Raw genomic sequence first — 19396 nt, forward strand, 5'->3', positions numbered from 1 at the left:
TTCCAATAAATCCGACATCTACAAACCCAAACGCTCCCAAATCTGATCGATTTTGGCCGTAACGGCAGGGTCTTTTTTGATCACACGCCCCCATTCGCGGTCGGTTTCACCCGGCCATTTGTTGGTCGCATCCAAACCCATTTTGCCGCCGAGTCCGCTGACAGGGCTGGCGAAGTCGAGATAATCGATGGGCGTATTTTCTACCAAAACAGTGTCGCGTACAGGGTCCATGCGCGTGGTGACCGCCCAGATGACTTCTTTCCAGTCGCGCACGTTCACATCGTCATCAACCACGATGATGAATTTGGTGTACATAAATTGGCGCAGGAACGACCAGCAGCCCATCATCACGCGCTTGGCGTGTCCGGCGTACTGTTTTTTCATACTCACCACCGCCATGCGGTAGGAGCAGCCTTCGGGCGGCAGGTAAAAATCAGTGATTTCAGGGAACTGCTTTTGCAAAAGCGGTACGAACACTTCGTTCAATGCCACGCCCAAAACGGCGGGTTCATCGGGCGGTTTACCTGTGTAGGTGGAGTGGTAAATCGGGTTTTCGCGCATGGTGATGCGCTCGACCGTGAACACGGGGAAATGGTCCTGCTCGTTGTAATAGCCCGTGTGGTCGCCGTATGGGCCTTCCAACGCGGTTTCGTTCGGATGGATGACGCCTTCCAGCACGATTTCAGCGCGTGCGGGCACTTGCAAATCATTGCCGATACATTTCACCAGCTCCGTCCGCGAACCGCGCAACAGTCCGGCAAATTGGTATTCGCTCAAGGTATCGGGAACGGGCGTTACCGCGCCCAAAATGGTGGCAGGGTCGCAGCCAAGCACGACGGCGACGGGATACGGCGTATCGGGATTGAGTTTGCGGAATTCCTGATAATCCAACGCGCCGCCGCGATGCGACAGCCAACGCATAATCAGCTTATTTTTGCCGATTAGTTGCTGACGGTAAATACCGAGATTTTGGCGTTTTTTGTTTGGTCCGCGCGTAACGGTCAAGCCCCACGTTACCAGTGGCGCAACGTCTTCCGGCCAGCAATGCTGAATCGGAAGTTTATACAAATCAACGTCCTCACCTTCCCGCACGATTTCCTGACACGGCGCATTTTTCACCACGTTCGGCGCCATGCTCCAAATGTCTTTCAGCAACGGCAGTTTAGAAAATGCGTCTTTGATGCCTTTAGGCGGTTCGGGTTCTTTCAGATACGCCAACGTCTGCCCGATTTCACGCAGCTTGGACACACTGTCCGCACCCATGCCCAGTGCCACGCGTTCGGGCGTGCCGAACAGATTCGCCAAGACGGGATAATCATAACGCGTACCATCAGGCTTAATCGGGTTTTCAAACAACAACGCCGGCCCTTCGGCACGCAGCACGCGGTCGGCGATTTCGGTCATTTCCAAATGCGGCGACACCGGATGCTGAATGCGCTTGAGTTTGCCATCAGCTTCCAATCCGGCGATAAATTCTCGCAGATCTCTGTATTTCATGATTTCATTTTCCTGAACAGTCCGTCTGAAAACAGACTGCCATTTCGGGTTTGAAAGATAAACCAGCGGCTATTGTACCTGCCAAATCTGTTCAAATCCCAACTTTCCACGCCCGAATTTCTAGATTTTTTGCAAACTACCGTCAAATTTAAACAATATCTGCTTGTGATTGCTTTCAGACGGCCTTATCTTTGGTAAAATTCCAACTTAATCCAGTCATCAATCAATATTTATCGTGGGACGGCGGCCATGTTTGCAATTTTAGAATCTTTTTTCGTTGAATACGGCTATGCGGCCGTGTTTTTCGTTTTGGTTATTTGCGGCTTCGGCGTGCCGATTCCTGAAGATTTGACGCTGGTAACCGGCGGTGTGATTTCCGGCCTGGGTTATACCAACTCGCATATTATGTTTGCCGTCGGCATGCTCGGCGTATTGGTAGGCGACGGCTTTATGTTTGCGGCCGGCCGGATTTGGGGACAAAAAATCCTTAAATTCAAACCGATTGCGCGCGTGATGACACCCAAACGCTATGCCCAAGTACAGGAAAAATTCGACAAATACGGCAACTGGGTTTTATTCGTCGCCCGTTTCCTGCCCGGCCTGCGTACTGCCGTTTTCGTGACCGCTGGTATCAGCCGCAAGGTTTCCTACCTACGTTTTATCCTGATGGACGGCTTGGCCGCGCTGATTTCCGTTCCGGTTTGGATTTATCTGGGCGAATACGGCGCACGCAATACCGACTGGCTGATGAAAAAAATGCATAGCCTGCAATCCGGTATCTTTACCGTACTGGGCATCGGCGCAGTCATCGTCGGCTGGATTTGGTGGAGAAAACACCGCCGCCACACCTTCTTCCGTGAAAAATTACACGAAAAACGCGCGGCAAAAGCAAAAAAACAAACCAATCAATAAACCATTCCAGGCCGTCTGAAACACTTCTCCGCTTTCAGACGGCCTCAATCATTCATCAGAAACACCATGAAACAAAAAATCTTCGTCCTCTACACCGGTGGTACCATCGGCATGACCCAAAGCAGCGCCGGCCTGCGTCCCGATACCGCTCTCGTCGATAAAGCCCTCGCCCCCTTTTCAGACGGCCTTGATTTCGAATGGCACGTTTGTCAGCCGCTCATCGATTCTTCCGCGGTAACGCTGCAAAACCAACGCGACTGGCTGGAGCTTATTATCGCCAAACTGCCTGACTATGACGGCATTTTGGTGTTGCACGGCACGGATACCATGGCATACACCGCCAACCTCTTCGCCCTTTCGCTGCAAGGTTTGGACAAACCCGTTATCCTGACCGGCTCGCAATGGCCTTACGATGCCGCCAACAGCGATGCGCCACGCAACCTGGCCACTGCCGTTTCCGCTTTCTCGCTCAAGCTCAAACAAGTGGCGATTGCCTTTGACGGCAAGCTCTTCCCCGCCGTCGGCAGCAGTAAAGTCAGCACCGAGACTGCCGCTGGTTTTGACAACCTGCATTTTGGCGCGCTCGCCGAATGGGAGGAAAACAAAGGTTGGCACAATATCCGTATCGCCCCGACCCAACATTCAAACGACCTCAATCCGCGTCTTCCAAATCCTGAAGCCAAAGTTTCCGTCCGCACGCTGATTCCCGGTTATGCCGCGCAAGAACTTTCAGACGACCTGCCCCACCTTTGCGCCCAAGCCCTGATTCTGCAAAGCTACGGCCACGGCAATGCGCCGAGCAACGATGCGTTTGTCCGAGCTGTCCAAGCCTTTACGCAACAAGGCAAATTGCTGCTCAACATCAGCCAAGTACCGCAAGGTTGCGCCGCTGCCGTCTATGCCCAAGGCGATGCTTTGCGTCAGGCAGGTATCATCAACGGTGGCAAATGCAATCTCGAAACCGCCACTGCGCTGATGACCCTTGCCGTATCCCATGACTGGAATGCGGATAAGGTGCAACAAGAATTGCGACAATTAAATCTGCTGTAAACCGCCATTTAACATGACTTTCACCGACACCCACTGTCATCTTGCCGACCCTAAACTTGCCAACACGCTGCCTGCCGTGCTTGCCGAAGCGCAAGCCGCCGGCGTGGCGCGTTTCATCGTACCGGCTACGTCCCCCAAGGATTGGCACTCCGTTGCGCAGTTGGAAAGGCTGTCTGAAAACATCCATATCGCTTTGGGCATTCATCCGTGGTTTTCAGACGGCCTCAACGAAGCGGCATTCCAAGAGTTAGAGAAAGAATTAATCCGGCATCCGCAAGCATGGGTTGGCGAAATCGGCTTGGATTTTTATGGCAAAGAGCAAACCCAAGCGCAACGCGACACACAAACCGACGTCTTTATCCGCCAACTTATCCTCGCCCAACACCTCAACCGCCGCGTCATCATTCATAATCTGAAAGCCGCCGCCGCCATTGCCGCCGCCGTCAAAACTGCCGGTTTCACGCAAGGCGGTATCGTCCACGCCTTCTCCGGCAGCGTAGAAGAAGCGCGGATTTTGGTGAAACTCGGCTTCAAAATCGGCATAGGCTCGCTGCTGCTCAATCCCAATGCCAAAAAAGTCCGTGCCGCCTTACAAGCCTTAGATGACACGGATTTTGTTCTCGAAACCGACAGCCCCTTTATGCTCGGCCACGAAACCAATACCCCGGCCAACATCCGCCGTATCGCCGAAATTGCCGCCGAACTACGCGGCGTACCGCTGGCACAACTGGCTGAAGCAACCGAGCAAAACGTGGATTCCCTGCTCCATATTTCCCCTTAATATGCCGACCTCAAGGCATCAAAAAGCCTCGCCCGGCCGTTCCGTTTCCAAACGGACACACTCAGCCCTCCCTACCCCATGTTCATGAATAAAAAGCGATACAAGGCCGTCTGGAAAAATGTTTTTGGCACAAAATATCGTTCACTCCGTCATCTCGGCTTTTTAACACCGTATTTTCCTTTTGATTGATAAAAAGTATTACGCATATTATTGGGCAAACTTTTTATTTACGTTAAAATATGCTTTTTATTGATAATAAGGCCGTCTGAAAAAGGCGGAAACTAATTATGGCTGAACAACATACACACGCTTCCACCTGGAAGAGCAAAATCAATGCTCTCGGCCCGGGTATCATGATGGCTTCGGCGGCAGTCGGCGGCTCGCACCTGATTGCCTCCACGCAGGCAGGCGCACTTTACGGCTGGCAGCTTGCGCTGATTATCATTCTGACCAACCTGTTCAAATACCCTTTTTTCCGCTTCAGCGCACATTACACGCTGGACACGGGCAAAAGCCTGATTGAGGGCTATGCCGAAAAAAGCCGCGTTTATTTGTGGGTATTTTTGATTTTGTGTATTGCATCGGCAACGATTAATGCCGGTGCAGTCGCCATCGTTACCGCCGCCATCGTCAAAATGGCGATCCCATCGCTGACTTTCGATGCCGGCATGGTGTCCGTCATGATTATGGTTTCCTGCCTGCTGATTTTGGCAAGCGGCCGCTATAAAGCATTGGACAACGTTTCCAAAATCATCATCGTCAGCCTGACCATTGCCACCGTCGCCGCAGCCGCCGTGGCCATGTCTCGCGGCATGCAGATGAAACCCGACTTTATCGAGCCTACCCCGTGGACACTGGCAGGCTTGGGCTTCCTCATCGCACTGATGGGCTGGATGCCTGCACCGATTGAAATTTCCGCCATCAACTCTTTGTGGGTTACCGAAAAACAACGCATCAACCCTTCCAGCTACCGCGACGGCATTTTCGACTTCAACGTCGGCTATATCACCAGCGCGATTTTGGCGGTCGTTTTCCTCGCCTTGGGTGCATATGTACAATACGGCAACGGAGAGGAAGTGCAAATGGCGGGCGGCAAATATGTTGGCCAACTGATTAATATGTACGCCGTGACCATCGGCGACTGGTCTCGTCCGCTGGTGGCATTTATCGCCTTCGCCTGTATGTACGGCACCACCATTACCGTAGTGGACGGCTACGCACGTGCGATTGCCGAACCGGTACGCCTGCTGCGCGGCAAAGACAAAACCGGCAATGCCGAATTGTTTGCTTGGAACGTCTGGGTTGCAGGCTCAGGCTTGGCCGTGATTTTCTGGTTCAACAGCGCAATGGCGGAACTGCTCAAATTTGCCATGATTACCGCCTTCGTTGCCGCCCCTGTATTCGCTTGGCTGAACTACCGCCTCGTTAAAGGCGACAAACGCCACAAACTGACCATGGGGATGAACTTCCTCGCCATTATTGGTTTGATTTATTTGACCGGCTTTACCGTTTTATTCCTACTGAACCAAACAGGCATCTTGGCTGCGCCTAAATAAGCCCATATAAAAAAGGCCGTCTGAAACTTAAAAACAGGTTTCAGACGGCCTTTCCAATCCATCATATCTTTTTGAATTTTCATTCAAACCCATTATAATAACGCCTTATTTCGCCGTTGCAGACCACCCGACGGCATCCGTATTTTGGAAAATTTATGAAGCCGTCTATCTTAGAAAAACTACAACAACTCAGCGACCGACTAGAAGAAGTCACACATTTGCTCGGACAGCCTGAAGCCACGTCCGATATGGACAACTACCGCAAACTCACGCGCGAACACGCCGAATTGACGCCCGTCGTCGAAGTCTTCCAAAACTATCAGCTGGCGCAAAGCGACTTGGCAGATGCCGAAGAAATGCTGTCCGACCCTGAAATGAAAGACTTTGCTGCCGAAGAAATTGAAACGGCCAAAGCCAAAATCGACAAACTCGATACCGAATTGCAAAAACTACTACTGCCAAAAGATGCCGACGACGATAAAAACATCTTTATCGAGGTACGTGCCGGTACCGGCGGCGACGAAGCTGCTCTGTTTGCAGGCGATTTGCTGCGTATGTACAGCCGCTACGCCGAGCGCAATCGCTGGCAGGTTGAAATCGTTTCCGCCAACGAAAGCGAATTGGGCGGCTATAAAGAAGTCATCGCCCGCATTATCGGCTTAGGCGCGTACAGCCGTCTGAAATTTGAATCGGGCGGCCACCGCGTGCAACGCGTCCCTGCTACCGAAAGCCAAGGCCGCATCCACACCTCCGCCTGTACCGTTGCCGTCATGCCCGAAGCGGACGAACTGGAAGACATTGAACTGAACCCCGCCGACCTGCGCATCGACACCTTCCGCGCATCCGGCGCGGGCGGTCAGCACATCAACAAAACCGACTCCGCCGTCCGCATTACCCACTTACCGACAGGCATGGTAGTCGAATGCCAAGACGGCCGCAGCCAACACGCCAACAAAGCGCAGGCGATGAAAGTCCTCGCCGCCCGCTTAAACGACGCGCAAAAACGCGAAGCCCAAGCCAAAGAAGCCGCCGAACGCAAATCCCTGATCGGCAGCGGCGACCGCAGCGAACGCATCCGCACCTACAACTACCCGCAAGGCCGCGTGACCGACCACCGCATCAACCTTACCCTGCACAAACTGGATTTTGTGATGGACGGCGATTTGGAAGAAATCACCAATGCCCTGATTGCCGAGCATCAAGCCGAGCTTTTGGCGGCAATGGGGGATTGATGGATTTGGTCCATTGCGTTTATACTTTTCAGACGGCCTGATGACATATGTCAATATGACCGTGTATATGTTATCCCAAAGTGATAAAATGCAGCACCAGCTGCACAACAGCAACACTCTTCTACAATCACCGAAAGAGAGGACACAAAATGGCAAAAATCCTGATCGCACCGGTATCTACCGGCCTGAGCGCCGATGCAGCGGCAAAAGCATTTGCAGCGGCATTGAATGCGCAAGTTTTCCAAGCCGTTGACTCCACTACAGAAACCCTGTTGGCTCAAGGCAAAAGCGACGACTGGTTCGACGCGCTTGTCGGTAAAGTTGCAGCATTGAACGCAGATAACCTCGTTATCGAAGGCATCACTCCTGATGCGGACAAATTGTTCTTGGCAGGCAAAAACGTCGAATTGGCGTTGTCTTTGGACGCAGGCGTTGTATTGGCGCTGAAATCCGACAACTCCGACGCAGCCGCCGTTGCCCAACAATTAAACCTCACCAAACAGCTCTACACCAACTCCCCGGGCTTATTGGAAGGCTTTATCATTGACGGCGCAGCCGCTGCTTTAGGCGCACAAGTTGCCGAGCAAACCGGCCTGACTTTCTTCGGCTCCAGCGACAAACTGCAAGACGTATCCGCTTTGGCCAAACGCGAAGCCAAACGCCTGTCTCCAGCCCAATTCCGTTACAACCTGATCGATTTCGCACGCAAAGCCGATATGCGCATCGTCCTGCCTGAAGGCGCAGAACCACGCACCGTCGCCGCTGCCGCTATCTGTCACGAAAAAGGCATCGCCCGTTGCGTACTGTTGGCGACCCGCGAAGAAGTTGAAGCCGTAGCGAAAGAACGCGGCATCTCCCTGCCCGATTCTTTGGAAATCATTGATCCAGCTACTTTGGTTGAACAATACGTTGAACCAATGTGCGAATTGCGCAAATCCAAAGGCCTGACTCCTGAAGATGCACGCAAACAGCTGCAAGACACCGTCGTACTGGGTACCATGATGATGGCTCAAAACGACGTAGACGGTTTGGTTTCCGGCGCAGTCCACACTACTGCCAACACCATCCGCCCTGCCCTGCAACTGATTAAAACCGCTCCGGGTGCAAGCCTTGTATCCAGCGTATTCTTCATGTTGCTGCCTAACCAAGTTTTGGCATTCGGCGACTGCGCGGTTAACCCGAACCCAACTCCGGAACAACTGGCCGACATCGCCATCCAATCTGCCGACAGCGCCAAAGCCTTCGGTATCGATCCCAAAGTGGCCATGATTTCCTACTCTACCATCAACTCAGGCAGCGGCCCTGATGTCGATGCAGTGATAGAAGCAACCAAACTGGCTAATGAAAAACGCCCTGATTTGGCCATCGAAGGCCCGTTGCAATACGATGCGGCTACCGTTCCATCTATCGGCCAATCCAAAGCTCCGGGCAGCGCTGTTGCCGGTCAAGCAACCGTTTTAGTTTTCCCAGACCTCAATACCGGCAACTGTACTTACAAAGCCGTACAACGCAGCGCCAACGTCCTGAGCGTAGGCCCGTTGTTGCAAGGTTTGCGTAAACCGGTTAACGACTTGTCCCGCGGCGCATTGATTGAAGACATCGTCTTCACCATCGCCCTGACTGCCGTTCAAGCCAAACAAATGCAAGGCTGATTGACAAGCTGATGCTTTGAAATCAAAGGCCGTCTGAAACCGATGTTTCAGACGGCCTTTCGTATATTTGCGCCAACTATATTATAATTCGCCATTATTTTCTGAAAGACTGCCCCAATGACTGCCTACCAGCAACAACTAGCCGACAAAAAGCAATATCTTCAGCAACTTTTCCAAGGACTGGATTTTCCTGAAATCGAAGTCTTTGAATCTCCGGAACAGCATTACAGAATGCGTGCCGAGTTCCGCATCTGGCATGAAGGCGGCGAAATGTTTTATGCCATGTTTGAGCGCGGGCAAAAGGCAAGTGGGGCAAGCCTGATCCGTTGCGACCAATTTCCTGCCGCGTCCAAATCCATCAATGCCTTGATGCCGAAACTGATTGAAGCCGCGTCCAATCATCCCGAACTGAAAAACCGCTGGTACGCCGTCGAATTTTTATCCACTTTAAGCGGCGAAATGCTGGTGACCATGATTTACCACAAGAAGCTGAACGACGCATGGCAACAAGCCGCGCAAGAGCTGGCGCACAATTTGGGCATTCATATCATCGGCCGCAGCCGCGGACAAAAAATCGTATTGAGCCAAGATTTTGTGACCGAAGCATTGGAAGTCAACGGCAAGACCTTCCGCTATCGTCAAATCGAGGGCAGCTTTACCCAACCCAATGCCCAAGTGTGCCAAAAAATGCTGACTTGGGCGTGTGATGCCGCGCAAAACTTAGGCAAAGACCTGCTTGAGCTGTACTGCGGTAACGGCAATTTCACCCTGCCGCTTTCGCAACATTTCAATCAGGTGCTGGCAACCGAAGTTTCCAAAACTTCCGTCAACGCCGCCCAATGGAATATTGAAGCCAACCAAATTACCAATCTCAAAATCGCTCGTCTGTCTGCGGAAGAATTTACCGAGGCCTACACGCAAAACCGTGAATTCCGCCGCCTGCAAGAACAAGGCGTCGACTTGAAAAACTATGATTTTTCAACCATTTTCGTTGATCCTCCACGCGCTGGTGTTGATGATGAGACGCTCAAATTAGTTGCCCAATTCGACAACGTCCTCTATATTTCCTGCAATCCTGAGACCCTGCGCACCAACCTCGACACGCTCTGTCAAACCCATACCATCGAACGCGCCGCCCTGTTCGACCAATTCCCATTTACCCACCATATCGAAAGCGGCGTTTGGTTGAAGAAGAAAAAATAAAACCATACAAAAAGGCCGTCTGAATGTTCAGACGGCCTTTAATTAACGGCATATTAAGTGATTTTCAAATCAATCCGCTTCCAAAACCACTTTCATGGCTTGGTTTTCAGCAGCGTGTTTGAATACATCGTAAGCTTTTTCCAATTCGCTGAATTTGAAATGGTGGGTCATCATCTTGGTGTAATCCACTGAGCTGCTGGAAATGGCTTTCATCAGCATTTCGGTAGTATTGGCGTTAACCAGGCCGGTAGTAATGGCAAGGTTTTTAATCCACAGTTTTTCCAGTTTAAAATCAACGGATTGACCATGTACACCAACCACAGCAATATGGCCGCCAGGTTTCACGATGTCTTGGCACATATTCCAAGTCGCAGGGATACCGACCGCTTCGATGGCGCAATCTACGCCATCTTCGCCGACGATAGCGGCAACTTGCTTGCTCACATCGCCGGAAGCAGGGTTGATGGTATGGGTCGCGCCCAATTCTTTCGCCAGTTTCAAGCGGTTTTCGTCCATATCGCAAACAATGATGGCGGCAGGGCTATACAGTTGCGCAGTCAACAACGCAGACATACCAACAGGGCCTGCGCCTGCGATGAATACGGTATCGCCGGGTTTCACATCGCCATATTGCACGCCGATTTCGTGGGCGGTCGGCAAAGCATCGCTCAACAGCAAGGCAACTTCTTCGTTGACGTTGTCAGGCAGCGGAACCAAGCTGTTGTCGGCATAAGGCGTACGGACGTATTCGGCCTGAGTACCGTCAATCATATAACCCAAGATCCAACCACCGTTGCGGCAGTGTGAATAAAGTTGGATTTTACAGTTGTCGCAAGTACAGCATTTGCTGACACATGAAATAATGACTTTATCACCGACTTTGATGTTTTTTACAGCATCGCCGACTTCTTCTACAATACCGATGCCCTCATGACCGAGGATACGACCGTCGGCAACTTCAGGGTTTTTCCCTTTCCAAATACCCAAGTCAGTACCGCAAATCGTGGTTTTAACAATTTTGACGACTGCATCGGTCGGATCGATAATTTGAGGGCGGGGCTTTTCTTCAAAACGGATGTCGTTTGCGCCGTGATAAACCATTGCTTTCATGTGAATCTCCTTGAGCGGTTAATAAACTTTAACAATACTGCGTAAATCCACGTTAACTATATTTATATACCCCTCCACCAGATAAGTCAATTCTGATTATTATTTATAATATTATGATATAACGTATTGTTTTAAAAATAAATAATTAAAAGGTAAATATTAATGAACATACCCACATCATTCGCACGCCGACTCATTGATTGGCAACGGCAACACGGCCGTCACGACTTGCCTTGGCAGGTCAAAGATCCTTATTCCGTCTGGCTTTCAGAAATCATGCTCCAGCAAACGCAGGTTGCCACCGTATTGGACTACTATCCGCGTTTCTTAGCCAAATTCCCAACTGTGCAATCTCTTGCCGCCGCGCCGCAAGACGAGGTTTTATCTTTATGGGCAGGCTTGGGCTATTACAGCCGCGCACGCAACCTGCACAAAGCCGCGCAACAAGTCGTCGAACAATCCGGCGGTATCTTTCCTTCCGAGCGCAAAGACTTGGAAACGCTCTGCGGCGTAGGCAGAAGTACAGCCGCCGCCATTTCTGCCTTCGCCTTCAACCGCCGCGAAACCATCTTGGACGGAAATGTCAAACGCGTTCTCTGCCGTGTTTTTGCCCAAGACGGCAATCCGCAAGACAAAAAATTTGAAAACTCGCTCTGGTCGCTCGCCGAAAGCCTGCTGCCGTCTGAAAACGCCGATATGCCTGCCTACACGCAAGGCTTGATGGACTTGGGCGCAACAGTATGCAAACGGACAAAACCTTTGTGTCATCAATGCCCTATGGCAGACATCTGCGAAGCAAAAAAACAAAACCGTATTGACGAGCTGCCGCGCAAAAAAATCACCCTTGAAGTACATACCCTGCCGCTTTACTGGCTGATTATTCGTAACCAAGACGGCGCATTATTGCTTGAAAAACGCCCTGCCAAAGGCATTTGGGGCGGTCTGTATTGCGTACCCTGTTTTGAAAAATTAGACGATTTGTATGCTTACGCCGAACGCTTCGGCATTGTTTCAGACGGCCTTGAAGAACAAACCACGTTTACCCACCGCCTGACCCACCGCTTATTGATGATTACCCCTTTTCAGACGCAACAAAGGCCGTCTGAACATCTTTCAGACGGCCTTTGGGTATCATCGGAACATTTGGCAGATTATGGTTTGCCCAAACCTTTAATCAAATATTTGGCAAACGGCTAAACCGCCCTATTCCACAATCTCTTTAAATACAACTTCTTTTCCGCCTCGAATCAATACGGCAAACCCATCGCCAATCTGCCAACGCGAGCTTGGATTGGCGTACTCGACGCCCTGACTGCGCAAGCGGACTTGCACCAGTTTCTCAACCGTATTGCCTTCACGCAGCTCAACCATCATCGGGCTGTGGCTGTTGATATAAATTGCAGTAATCGTCCGACCTTGTGCGGATTGATAACGGACAGAATACGTCTGCGCCTGTGCAATGACCGGTAACGGCGCATCAGGGCGCACGGCCTTATACGAGCCGCATGCAGCGCACAAACTCAGGCACAAGGCGCAGATGATTTTGTTCAACATAGGCATAGATTAGTAATGGTGATGCGGAATCTCGCCATCAAGACGGTAATAAGTGCTGCAATACGGGCATTCAATCTCACTGTTGGACTGAATCGGCAAGAACACGCGCGGATGGCCGTTCCATGTCTCATGATTAGGGCCGGAGCAATGCAGCGGCAAATCCTGCGGCTTGATGACTACAACGTTTTTTTCAGATTGTGTACTCATGGTTTGGTTCCTCACTATGTTTTCTTATCTTCCGATATTGTAAAGCAAAACGGCCGCTAGGTTCAGACTGAAACATTATATAATCACTTTTTTCAGACGGCCTTTGATGATGATGACCACCCTGCTTAGCATTCAAGATTTCGATACTTCCGATTCCGCTTCATTTCTTTATACACTCAGCGCAGCCTATTTGGACCACACCGAACAGGCAGGCGACGAGGAAATGTCCGGTCTCAACGACGAACAGCATACATTGACCGCCCTTTGCTACCTCGACAGCCAGGTTCAAGAAGGCGGCTTCGTACAGCTTATCGCTTCAGGATACGGAGAATACATCTTCGGCAACCCGGTTGCCGACAGCCTGCGCCGCTGGCGCATCAAGCCGATACCGAAAATCTTAGACAAAGCCAAAGCCCTGTACGAAAAACACGGCGAAGCCATTGAAAAAATGGCAGACGAACAAAGGGATTTCGACGAAATCCGCAAAGCTTTTCCCGATTTTGAAGAACTTGACGGCGATTATTATGACGTTGCCGACGAAGACTTGGAAACCGCAGCAGCCTACGTTCAGGCAAATTGGGATAAATTTGCAAAACTGTCAGACTGAAACCTAAAACTTTGCCGGTTTGAATCATCCGTTCAAACCGGCAAAATCATCAATACGTCGAATTAACGTTTGTTCTTCTGATAAATCGGCATTACTTCAGGCAACATTTTGCGGATTGCATTGATACGCGCCTGATTGGTCGGGTGGGTCGACAAAATAGACAATGAGCTGCCGCCCTGTACTTTGTTCATTTTTTCCCACACGCTTACCGCAGCCTCAGGGTTGTAGCCTGCTTCAGCCATCAAACGCACACCGCCGGCATCCGCTTCGCTTTCCTGATGGCGCGAGAACGGTTTGGTTGCCAATAAATCTGCACCCAAGCCAACCAAATCACCATCCACACCGGTTGAGCTGGCCAAAATCGAACCGCCCAAGCCGGTCAACACTTGTCCGCCCAAAGCTTTTTTGCTGTGTTCCAACAGAGCATGGGTCATTTCATGGCCGACAACGGCGGCAATTTCAGCATCCGTCAGCTTCAATTTTTCTACTATGCCGGTGTACACGGCCATTTTACCGCCCGGCATCGCCCATGCGTTCATTTCATCACTACGGATAACGTTCATCTGCCAATTGAAAGGCACGCCGGTTTTGTTAGCGCGCTCAGCATGAGGACGCAGACGTGCAAACACACGTTGAACACGTTGAGCAGTTGGAGAGGAAACATCCAAAGCTTTTTGACCACGCGCTTTTTGAATGACTTGTGAATAACTTTTAGCCGCGTCTTCATTTAAAGTCGCAGTATCGTAGCCAACCATATCCGCTACAGAAGTACAGCCGGTCAACGCCAAAATCACGCCCATGCCGGCCCAATATTTTTTATTCCATTTTTTCAACATGTTTTCTCTCTGTGTTTTTAAGTTAATGTAACGACATTGTACCCAAATTTAATACACTTTACACAAAAGGCCGTCTGAACGGTTTCAGACGGCCTTTAAGCGTAATATTTAAGAACGGCGCTGCAGCATCCAAGACTCAATCTTACGCGCATCGTTCACGCGGGTTGTGGAAGACGGAGAGTTGAGCAACACAATGGTAATCGGCTGATTCTGCACATTGGCCTTAACCACCATAGAACGTCCTGCTTCACGAATATAGCCTGTTTTCTGCAATTCAATATTCCAGCTGCCCTCACGCACCAAGGCATTGGAGTTTTTGTAGTTTTGACGACCGTTTGCCGTCCAAACCGAGCCGTAATTTGAAGTCGAATTTTTACGGATCAGCGGATATTTGCTGGCTGCCGCAACCATGCGGTTCAAATCACGCGCAGTTGAAACGTTTTGGAAATTCAAACCGGTAGGCTCATAGAAACGGCTGCTGGTCATACCCAGGCTTTGCGCTTTGGCATTCATTGCCGCAACAAACGCGCTCATACCGCCCGGATAAGTACGGCCCAATGCATGAGTGGCACGGTTCTCACTGCTCATCAGGCTCAAATGCAACAATTCGCCGCGTGTCAGCGTCGTGCCGATGCTCAAGCGGCTGCCCGTACCTTTCAGACGGTCGATTTCAGCCTCGGTAATCGTGATCGGCTCGTTCATATCCAGATGCGCATCCAAAACCACCATCGCACTCATCAATTTGGAAATAGAAGCAATCGGCATGACACGATCAGGGTTTTTCTGATACAGCACTTCACCGGTTTTATTATTGAAAATCAAAGCAGATTGCGAAGAAAGCAGAGGACCGGCCAAAGCGGCTTGAGCTTCGACTTGGTCGGCATGACTCAACGCAAAAGCTTCCATCGGGTCATTTTGCACTGGGAAATTTTGCTCCAAAAATTGTCCCAATACATCCATATCATCGGCAACGGCAGGCGCGGAAGCAAAAGCCAATGCCACACCTGTCCATACCATTCCTAAAGTTTTATAGAATTTCATATCTGCCAATTCAAAAAAATACATTTAATTCAACATTCTGTTAAATTTTTCGCTAATTGTAAAGCGAGTTGAGAAAACTTTGCGTTTGTTTGCGAGATATTCAAATCCAGCGCCCTCATCTGTTTCTTAGACGATACGGCGCAATGCCTGCTCTGATTTGAAAAAACACAAGATAGTCATTATACTTAGGCTCCCTTGTCAGAGGCATTCCCTCAATCCGGCAATACGCCCGAAATATCTGTTCCCCCTTTACAACACAGCCTCCATACAACCATACGAAGAAATTATTATGTCTGAAGAAAAACGCACCTGTTCATTTTGCGGGAAGTCCGAAAACGACGTTAAAAATCTGATCGAAGGCGAACACGCCTTCATCTGCAACGAATGTGTAGAAACTTGCGGCATGATGCTGCAAGACAACGAATCCGGCGAAATTGAAAACGAGCTTGCCAAAGCAAAAGAAGAAAACACCGAGAAAAAACTGCCTACCCCGGCCGAAATCGTTGCCAACCTCAACGACCACGTTATCGGTCAGGAACACGCAAAAAAAGCGTTGGCAGTATCGGTTTACAACCACTACAAACGCCTGCGCCATCCAAAAGCAGAGGGCAAGGTTGAATTGTCCAAATCCAACATCCTGCTCATCGGCCCTACCGGCTCAGGTAAAACCTTGTTGGCGCAATCTTTGGCGCGCAAACTGGATGTACCTTTTGTCATGGCGGATGCCACAACTTTAACCGAAGCCGGTTATGTCGGTGAAGACGTCGAACAAATCATCACCAAACTTTTGGGTAAATGTGATTTTGACGTTGAAAAAGCCCAGCGCGGCATCGTTTATATCGATGAAATCGATAAAATTTCACGCAAAAGCGACAATCCGTCCATTACGCGCGACGTATCTGGCGAAGGCGTGCAACAAGCCTTGCTGAAACTGATTGAAGGCACGGTAGCCAGCGTTCCCCCTCAAGGCGGCCGCAAACATCCGAACCAAGAATTCATCAACGTTGATACCACCAACATCCTCTTTATTTGTGGTGGCGCATTTGCCGGCTTGGAAAAAGTCATCCGTCAACGTACTGAAAAAGGCGGTATCGGCTTTGGTGCGGCGGTGCACAGTAAAGATGAAAACGCCGATATTTCAGCTCTGTTTGAGACAGTCGAGCCTGAAGATTTGATTAAATTCGGTTTAATTCCCGAGCTTATCGGCCGTCTGCCCGTGATTGCTACATTGACAGAATTGGACGAAGATGCTTTAGTCAACATTTTGACCGAGCCGAAAAATGCCTTGGTCAAACAATATCAAACCTTGTTTGAAATGGAAGATGTCGGCCTTGAGTTTGAAGAAGATGCTTTGCGCAGCATCGCCAAACTAGCAATGGAACGCAAAACAGGTGCGCGCGGCCTGCGCTCTATCGTCGAACGTTGCCTCTTAGACACCATGTACACTCTACCAGATTTGAAAGACGTAGCAAAAGTCGTCATCAATAAAGAGGTCGTGGAAAAAGGCGAACAGCCAAAACTTTTCCGTGAAGACGGCAGCGAATATAAGCAATAAGGTTTATTCTCCGAAAAAGACGTGTACCCGTTACACGTCTTTTTTATTTTCTTAATAAAACCAAAACCATATTTCCTAATAATGCCCTTATACATAAAAAAACAAAGGCCGTCTGAAACATATTCAGACGGCCTTTGTTTTCAAGTTGCTCTAAGTCTGTCTTCATCCGGAGTATTGATGAGAGTGACTTCCTTGAATTTTATGAAGCTTATTTTTTTGCTTTTTTAGCAGCTTTTTTTGCAGGAGCGGCTTTAGCAGCAGGCTCGGATGCGGCAGCTTCAGGAGTAACAGCCTCAGGCGCTGCTACAGGTTCAGAGGCAGCAGGCTCGGAAGCAGCTGATTCAGCGGTACGTTGATAGCCTTTGTCTTTCATGCAGGCGTCAAACACAGCGCGGTCAGCATTTTCACCAGATGCCTGTTGGCATTGGGTCATTGCTTCTTCAACAGTGACGCGTGGCGCTGCCGCTTCTTCAGCAGGTTTGGAAGAAGAACAAGCTGCCAACATCAGGCTACCGGTTGCAAGAGCGATCAATAAAGTTTTCATAATTGTATATTCCTAAATTTTGATTTTATGGTTTACCGTTAAACGGGAGATACAGGCTACAAAACAAGCTCTGCACCTCAATATTGAGTACGTGAGTACAATTTAGTTTCATTTCAGCCTGTAAGTTTTTGATAAATTAATTCTATTGACGTTAAGACAAATGCTTAATCCTCAATAAACTCAAAACCTTGCAGGCCAGTAAATTTTTCTGTTTTTGAACTGTAAAAATATCAAAACTTGGTCAATTCTAGCCGCAACCATCATTTGGGGAGTCCATCTTTTTATGGCATAATGGGCTACTTGACGGATTATTCCGCTCCCCATTTTTTTCAAACCGCAGAATCAAAATCATACTGCGGTTTATCCATTTCAGAATCAGATTTTTCAGACGGCCTCACCATTCAAAAAGCCGTCTGAACAGAAAGCCACCATCATGAATCCTTTCTCTTCACTCGGTTTAGGCAGCGAATTAGTCTCTGCCCTGACCGATCAAGGGTATGAAAACCCGACGCCTATCCAAGCCGCAGCGATTCCTAAAGCCTTGGCAGGACACGATCTTTTGGCCGCAGCACAAACCGGCACAGGTAAAACCGCCGCCTTTATGCTGCCCAGCCTCGAACGCCTGAAACGCTACGCCACATCCAGCACCTCCCCTGCCATGCACCCTGTCCGCATGTTGGTATTAACCCCTACCCGCGAACTGGCCGATCAAATCGATCAAAACGTGCAGGCATACATTAAAAATCTTCCTTTGCGCCATACCGTCCTCTTCGGCGGCGTCAATATGGACAAACAAACTGCCGACTTGCGCGCTGGTTGTGAAATCGTTGTCGCTACGGTTGGCCGACTGCTCGACCACGTCAAACAAAAAAACATTAATTTAAACAAAGTTGAAATCGTCGTACTCGATGAAGCCGACCGTATGCTTGATATGGGTTTCATCGACGATATCCGCAAAATCATGCAGATGTTGCCCAAACAGCGACAAACCCTGCTCTTTTCCGCCACTTTCTCACCGCCTATCCGCAAACTTGCGCAAGATTTTATGCACACGCCCGAAATGGTTGAAGTGGCTGCGCAAAATACCACCAACGCCAATGTCGAGCAACACATCATCGCCGTTGATGCACTCAAAAAGCGCAACCTGCTCGAACGTCTGATTGTTGATTTGCATATGAATCAAGTCATTGTATTCTGCAAAACCAAACAAAGCGTCGATCAAGTTACCCGCGACCTCGTCCGCCGCAACATTGCCGCTCAATCCATCCACGGCGACAAATCCCAACAAAGCCGACTGGAAACCCTCAACGCCTTTAAAGAAGGCACATTACGCGTTTTGGTTGCCACCGATGTTGCTGCGCGCGGTTTGGATATTGCCGAGTTGCCTTTTGTCATCAACTACGAGCTGCCAACCCAACCTGAAGACTACGTCCACCGCATCGGACGCACCGGCCGGGCCGGTGCCGACGGCGTTGCCATTTCCTTGATGGATAAAACCGAACAGAAAATGTTTGAATCCATTAAAGAGCTGACCGGCAGCGATTTGAATGTGGAACGCATCGAAGGCTTTGAGCCGTATTGGTGGGGCAACGACAATCAAGATGAAGCTGAAGCACAACCGGTTCAGCACAACGACAGCCGCTCTCGCCGCGAAGATAGAAACAAACGCAACGAATACGCGAATAAATCAGATAAAAGCTCAAAAAAAGCAGAAGAGAAAAACGATCCGGGTATTGTCTGCGGCAAAATTGCCGGCAGAACACGCCGCAGCCGTCACGAGCGTCAGCCTTGCGCCCTGCTCCAACCTGGTTTTGGCGTAAAGTAAACAACGCTGATTAATCGGTTTTCTGATTATTTATCCTAAGCAAAGGCCGTCTGAAACTTATCTTTCAGACGGCCTTTTATTAAACTAAAAATAAAAAGGACGTGATGAACACGCCCTTTATTTTTCCGTTTCAGACGGCCTTTATTATTTAAGGCCGTCTGAAAATCGGTTTACCTTGCTATATTAAACATTCACTTTCTCGGCTACTTCGTTGTAGCTGTCGATTTCATTGAA

General features: G+C 49.7%; 18 protein-coding genes. 11 read left to right on the forward strand and 7 right to left on the reverse strand.

The genetic code is table 11. The features are described from left to right. Positions 1-18: 18 nt before the first annotated feature. Positions 19-1497, reverse strand: coding sequence for a 4-hydroxy-3-polyprenylbenzoate decarboxylase (gene ubiD, locus ACTHUM_RS07195; RefSeq protein ID WP_049344369.1), 1479 nt, complete (start codon positions 1495-1497; stop codon positions 19-21). Between the two features lie 249 nt (positions 1498-1746). Here ubiD and ACTHUM_RS07200 point away from each other — a divergent pair, with 249 nt between their 5' ends. From ACTHUM_RS07200 to trmA, 7 genes are all read left to right on the forward strand, one after another. Further along, positions 1747-2409, forward strand: coding sequence for a DedA family protein (locus ACTHUM_RS07200; RefSeq protein ID WP_150540528.1), 663 nt, complete (start codon positions 1747-1749; stop codon positions 2407-2409). A gap of 66 nt (positions 2410-2475) precedes the next feature. Continuing rightward, positions 2476-3459, forward strand: coding sequence for an asparaginase (locus ACTHUM_RS07205; RefSeq protein ID WP_049344373.1), 984 nt, complete (start codon positions 2476-2478; stop codon positions 3457-3459). Positions 3460-3472: 13 nt separating this feature from the next. Continuing rightward, positions 3473-4240 (forward strand): TatD family hydrolase, encoded by a 768-nt coding sequence (locus ACTHUM_RS07210; RefSeq protein ID WP_150540529.1) that lies wholly within the window; start codon positions 3473-3475, stop codon positions 4238-4240. 287 nt (positions 4241-4527) lie between these two features. Then, complete coding sequence (locus ACTHUM_RS07215) at positions 4528-5796, forward strand: Nramp family divalent metal transporter (RefSeq protein WP_070504437.1); 1269 nt, start codon at positions 4528-4530, stop codon at positions 5794-5796. 155 nt (positions 5797-5951) lie between these two features. After that, the gene (prfA, locus tag ACTHUM_RS07220; protein ID WP_049344380.1) at positions 5952-7028 is read left to right on the forward strand and encodes a peptide chain release factor 1; all 1077 of its coding nucleotides are present in this window, start codon (positions 5952-5954) and stop codon (positions 7026-7028) included. A 149-nt stretch (positions 7029-7177) separates the two neighbouring features. After that, the gene (gene pta, locus ACTHUM_RS07225) at positions 7178-8680 is read left to right on the forward strand and encodes a phosphate acetyltransferase (RefSeq protein WP_049344381.1); all 1503 of its coding nucleotides are present in this window, start codon (positions 7178-7180) and stop codon (positions 8678-8680) included. Between the two features lie 117 nt (positions 8681-8797). Beyond that, the gene (gene trmA / locus ACTHUM_RS07230) at positions 8798-9883 is read left to right on the forward strand and encodes a tRNA (uridine(54)-C5)-methyltransferase TrmA (protein WP_049335430.1); all 1086 of its coding nucleotides are present in this window, start codon (positions 8798-8800) and stop codon (positions 9881-9883) included. Between the two features lie 69 nt (positions 9884-9952). Here trmA and ACTHUM_RS07235 read toward each other — a convergent pair whose 3' ends face one another. Further along, complete coding sequence (locus tag ACTHUM_RS07235) at positions 9953-10993, reverse strand: zinc-dependent alcohol dehydrogenase family protein (protein ID WP_049335428.1); 1041 nt, start codon at positions 10991-10993, stop codon at positions 9953-9955. 162 nt (positions 10994-11155) lie between these two features. Between ACTHUM_RS07235 and mutY the strand changes: the two genes are divergently transcribed. Further along, positions 11156-12190: an A/G-specific adenine glycosylase gene (gene mutY, locus ACTHUM_RS07240; protein WP_440361147.1), complete on the forward strand. Its 1035-nt coding sequence runs from the start codon at positions 11156-11158 to the stop codon at positions 12188-12190. Between the two features lie 6 nt (positions 12191-12196). Here the strand turns inward: mutY and ACTHUM_RS07245 are convergent, their stop codons facing one another. Continuing rightward, entirely contained in the window at positions 12197-12553 is a 357-nt protein-coding gene (locus ACTHUM_RS07245) for a hypothetical protein (protein WP_049348955.1), read from the reverse strand. A 3-nt stretch (positions 12554-12556) separates the two neighbouring features. Beyond that, complete coding sequence (locus ACTHUM_RS07250; RefSeq protein ID WP_036491686.1) at positions 12557-12754, reverse strand: zinc-finger domain-containing protein; 198 nt, start codon at positions 12752-12754, stop codon at positions 12557-12559. A gap of 112 nt (positions 12755-12866) precedes the next feature. On the opposite strand from ACTHUM_RS07250, the gene ACTHUM_RS07255 reads away from it, so the two are divergent. Then, complete coding sequence (locus ACTHUM_RS07255; RefSeq protein ID WP_440361153.1) at positions 12867-13361, forward strand: DMP19 family protein; 495 nt, start codon at positions 12867-12869, stop codon at positions 13359-13361. Positions 13362-13423: 62 nt separating this feature from the next. On the opposite strand, the gene ACTHUM_RS07260 is transcribed toward ACTHUM_RS07255, so the two are convergent. Together ACTHUM_RS07260 and ACTHUM_RS07265 are read right to left on the reverse strand one after the other, a co-directional pair. Continuing rightward, a complete protein-coding gene (locus ACTHUM_RS07260; protein WP_150537636.1) occupies positions 13424-14197 on the reverse strand; it encodes a M48 family metallopeptidase in 774 nt (257 codons plus the stop codon). A gap of 108 nt (positions 14198-14305) precedes the next feature. Then, complete coding sequence (locus ACTHUM_RS07265) at positions 14306-15214, reverse strand: serine hydrolase (protein ID WP_371440889.1); 909 nt, start codon at positions 15212-15214, stop codon at positions 14306-14308. 313 nt (positions 15215-15527) lie between these two features. Between ACTHUM_RS07265 and clpX the strand changes: the two genes are divergently transcribed. Then, positions 15528-16793: an ATP-dependent Clp protease ATP-binding subunit ClpX gene (gene clpX, locus ACTHUM_RS07270; RefSeq protein WP_070695339.1), complete on the forward strand. Its 1266-nt coding sequence runs from the start codon at positions 15528-15530 to the stop codon at positions 16791-16793. A 208-nt stretch (positions 16794-17001) separates the two neighbouring features. Here the strand turns inward: clpX and ACTHUM_RS07275 are convergent, their stop codons facing one another. After that, a complete protein-coding gene (locus tag ACTHUM_RS07275; protein WP_004519367.1) occupies positions 17002-17337 on the reverse strand; it encodes a hypothetical protein in 336 nt (111 codons plus the stop codon). A gap of 430 nt (positions 17338-17767) precedes the next feature. Here ACTHUM_RS07275 and ACTHUM_RS07280 point away from each other — a divergent pair, with 430 nt between their 5' ends. Then, entirely contained in the window at positions 17768-19162 is a 1395-nt protein-coding gene (locus tag ACTHUM_RS07280) for a DEAD/DEAH box helicase (protein ID WP_100066635.1), read from the forward strand. Positions 19163-19396 lie beyond the last annotated feature (234 nt).

The organism is Neisseria sp. P0021.S006, assembly GCF_051956895.1.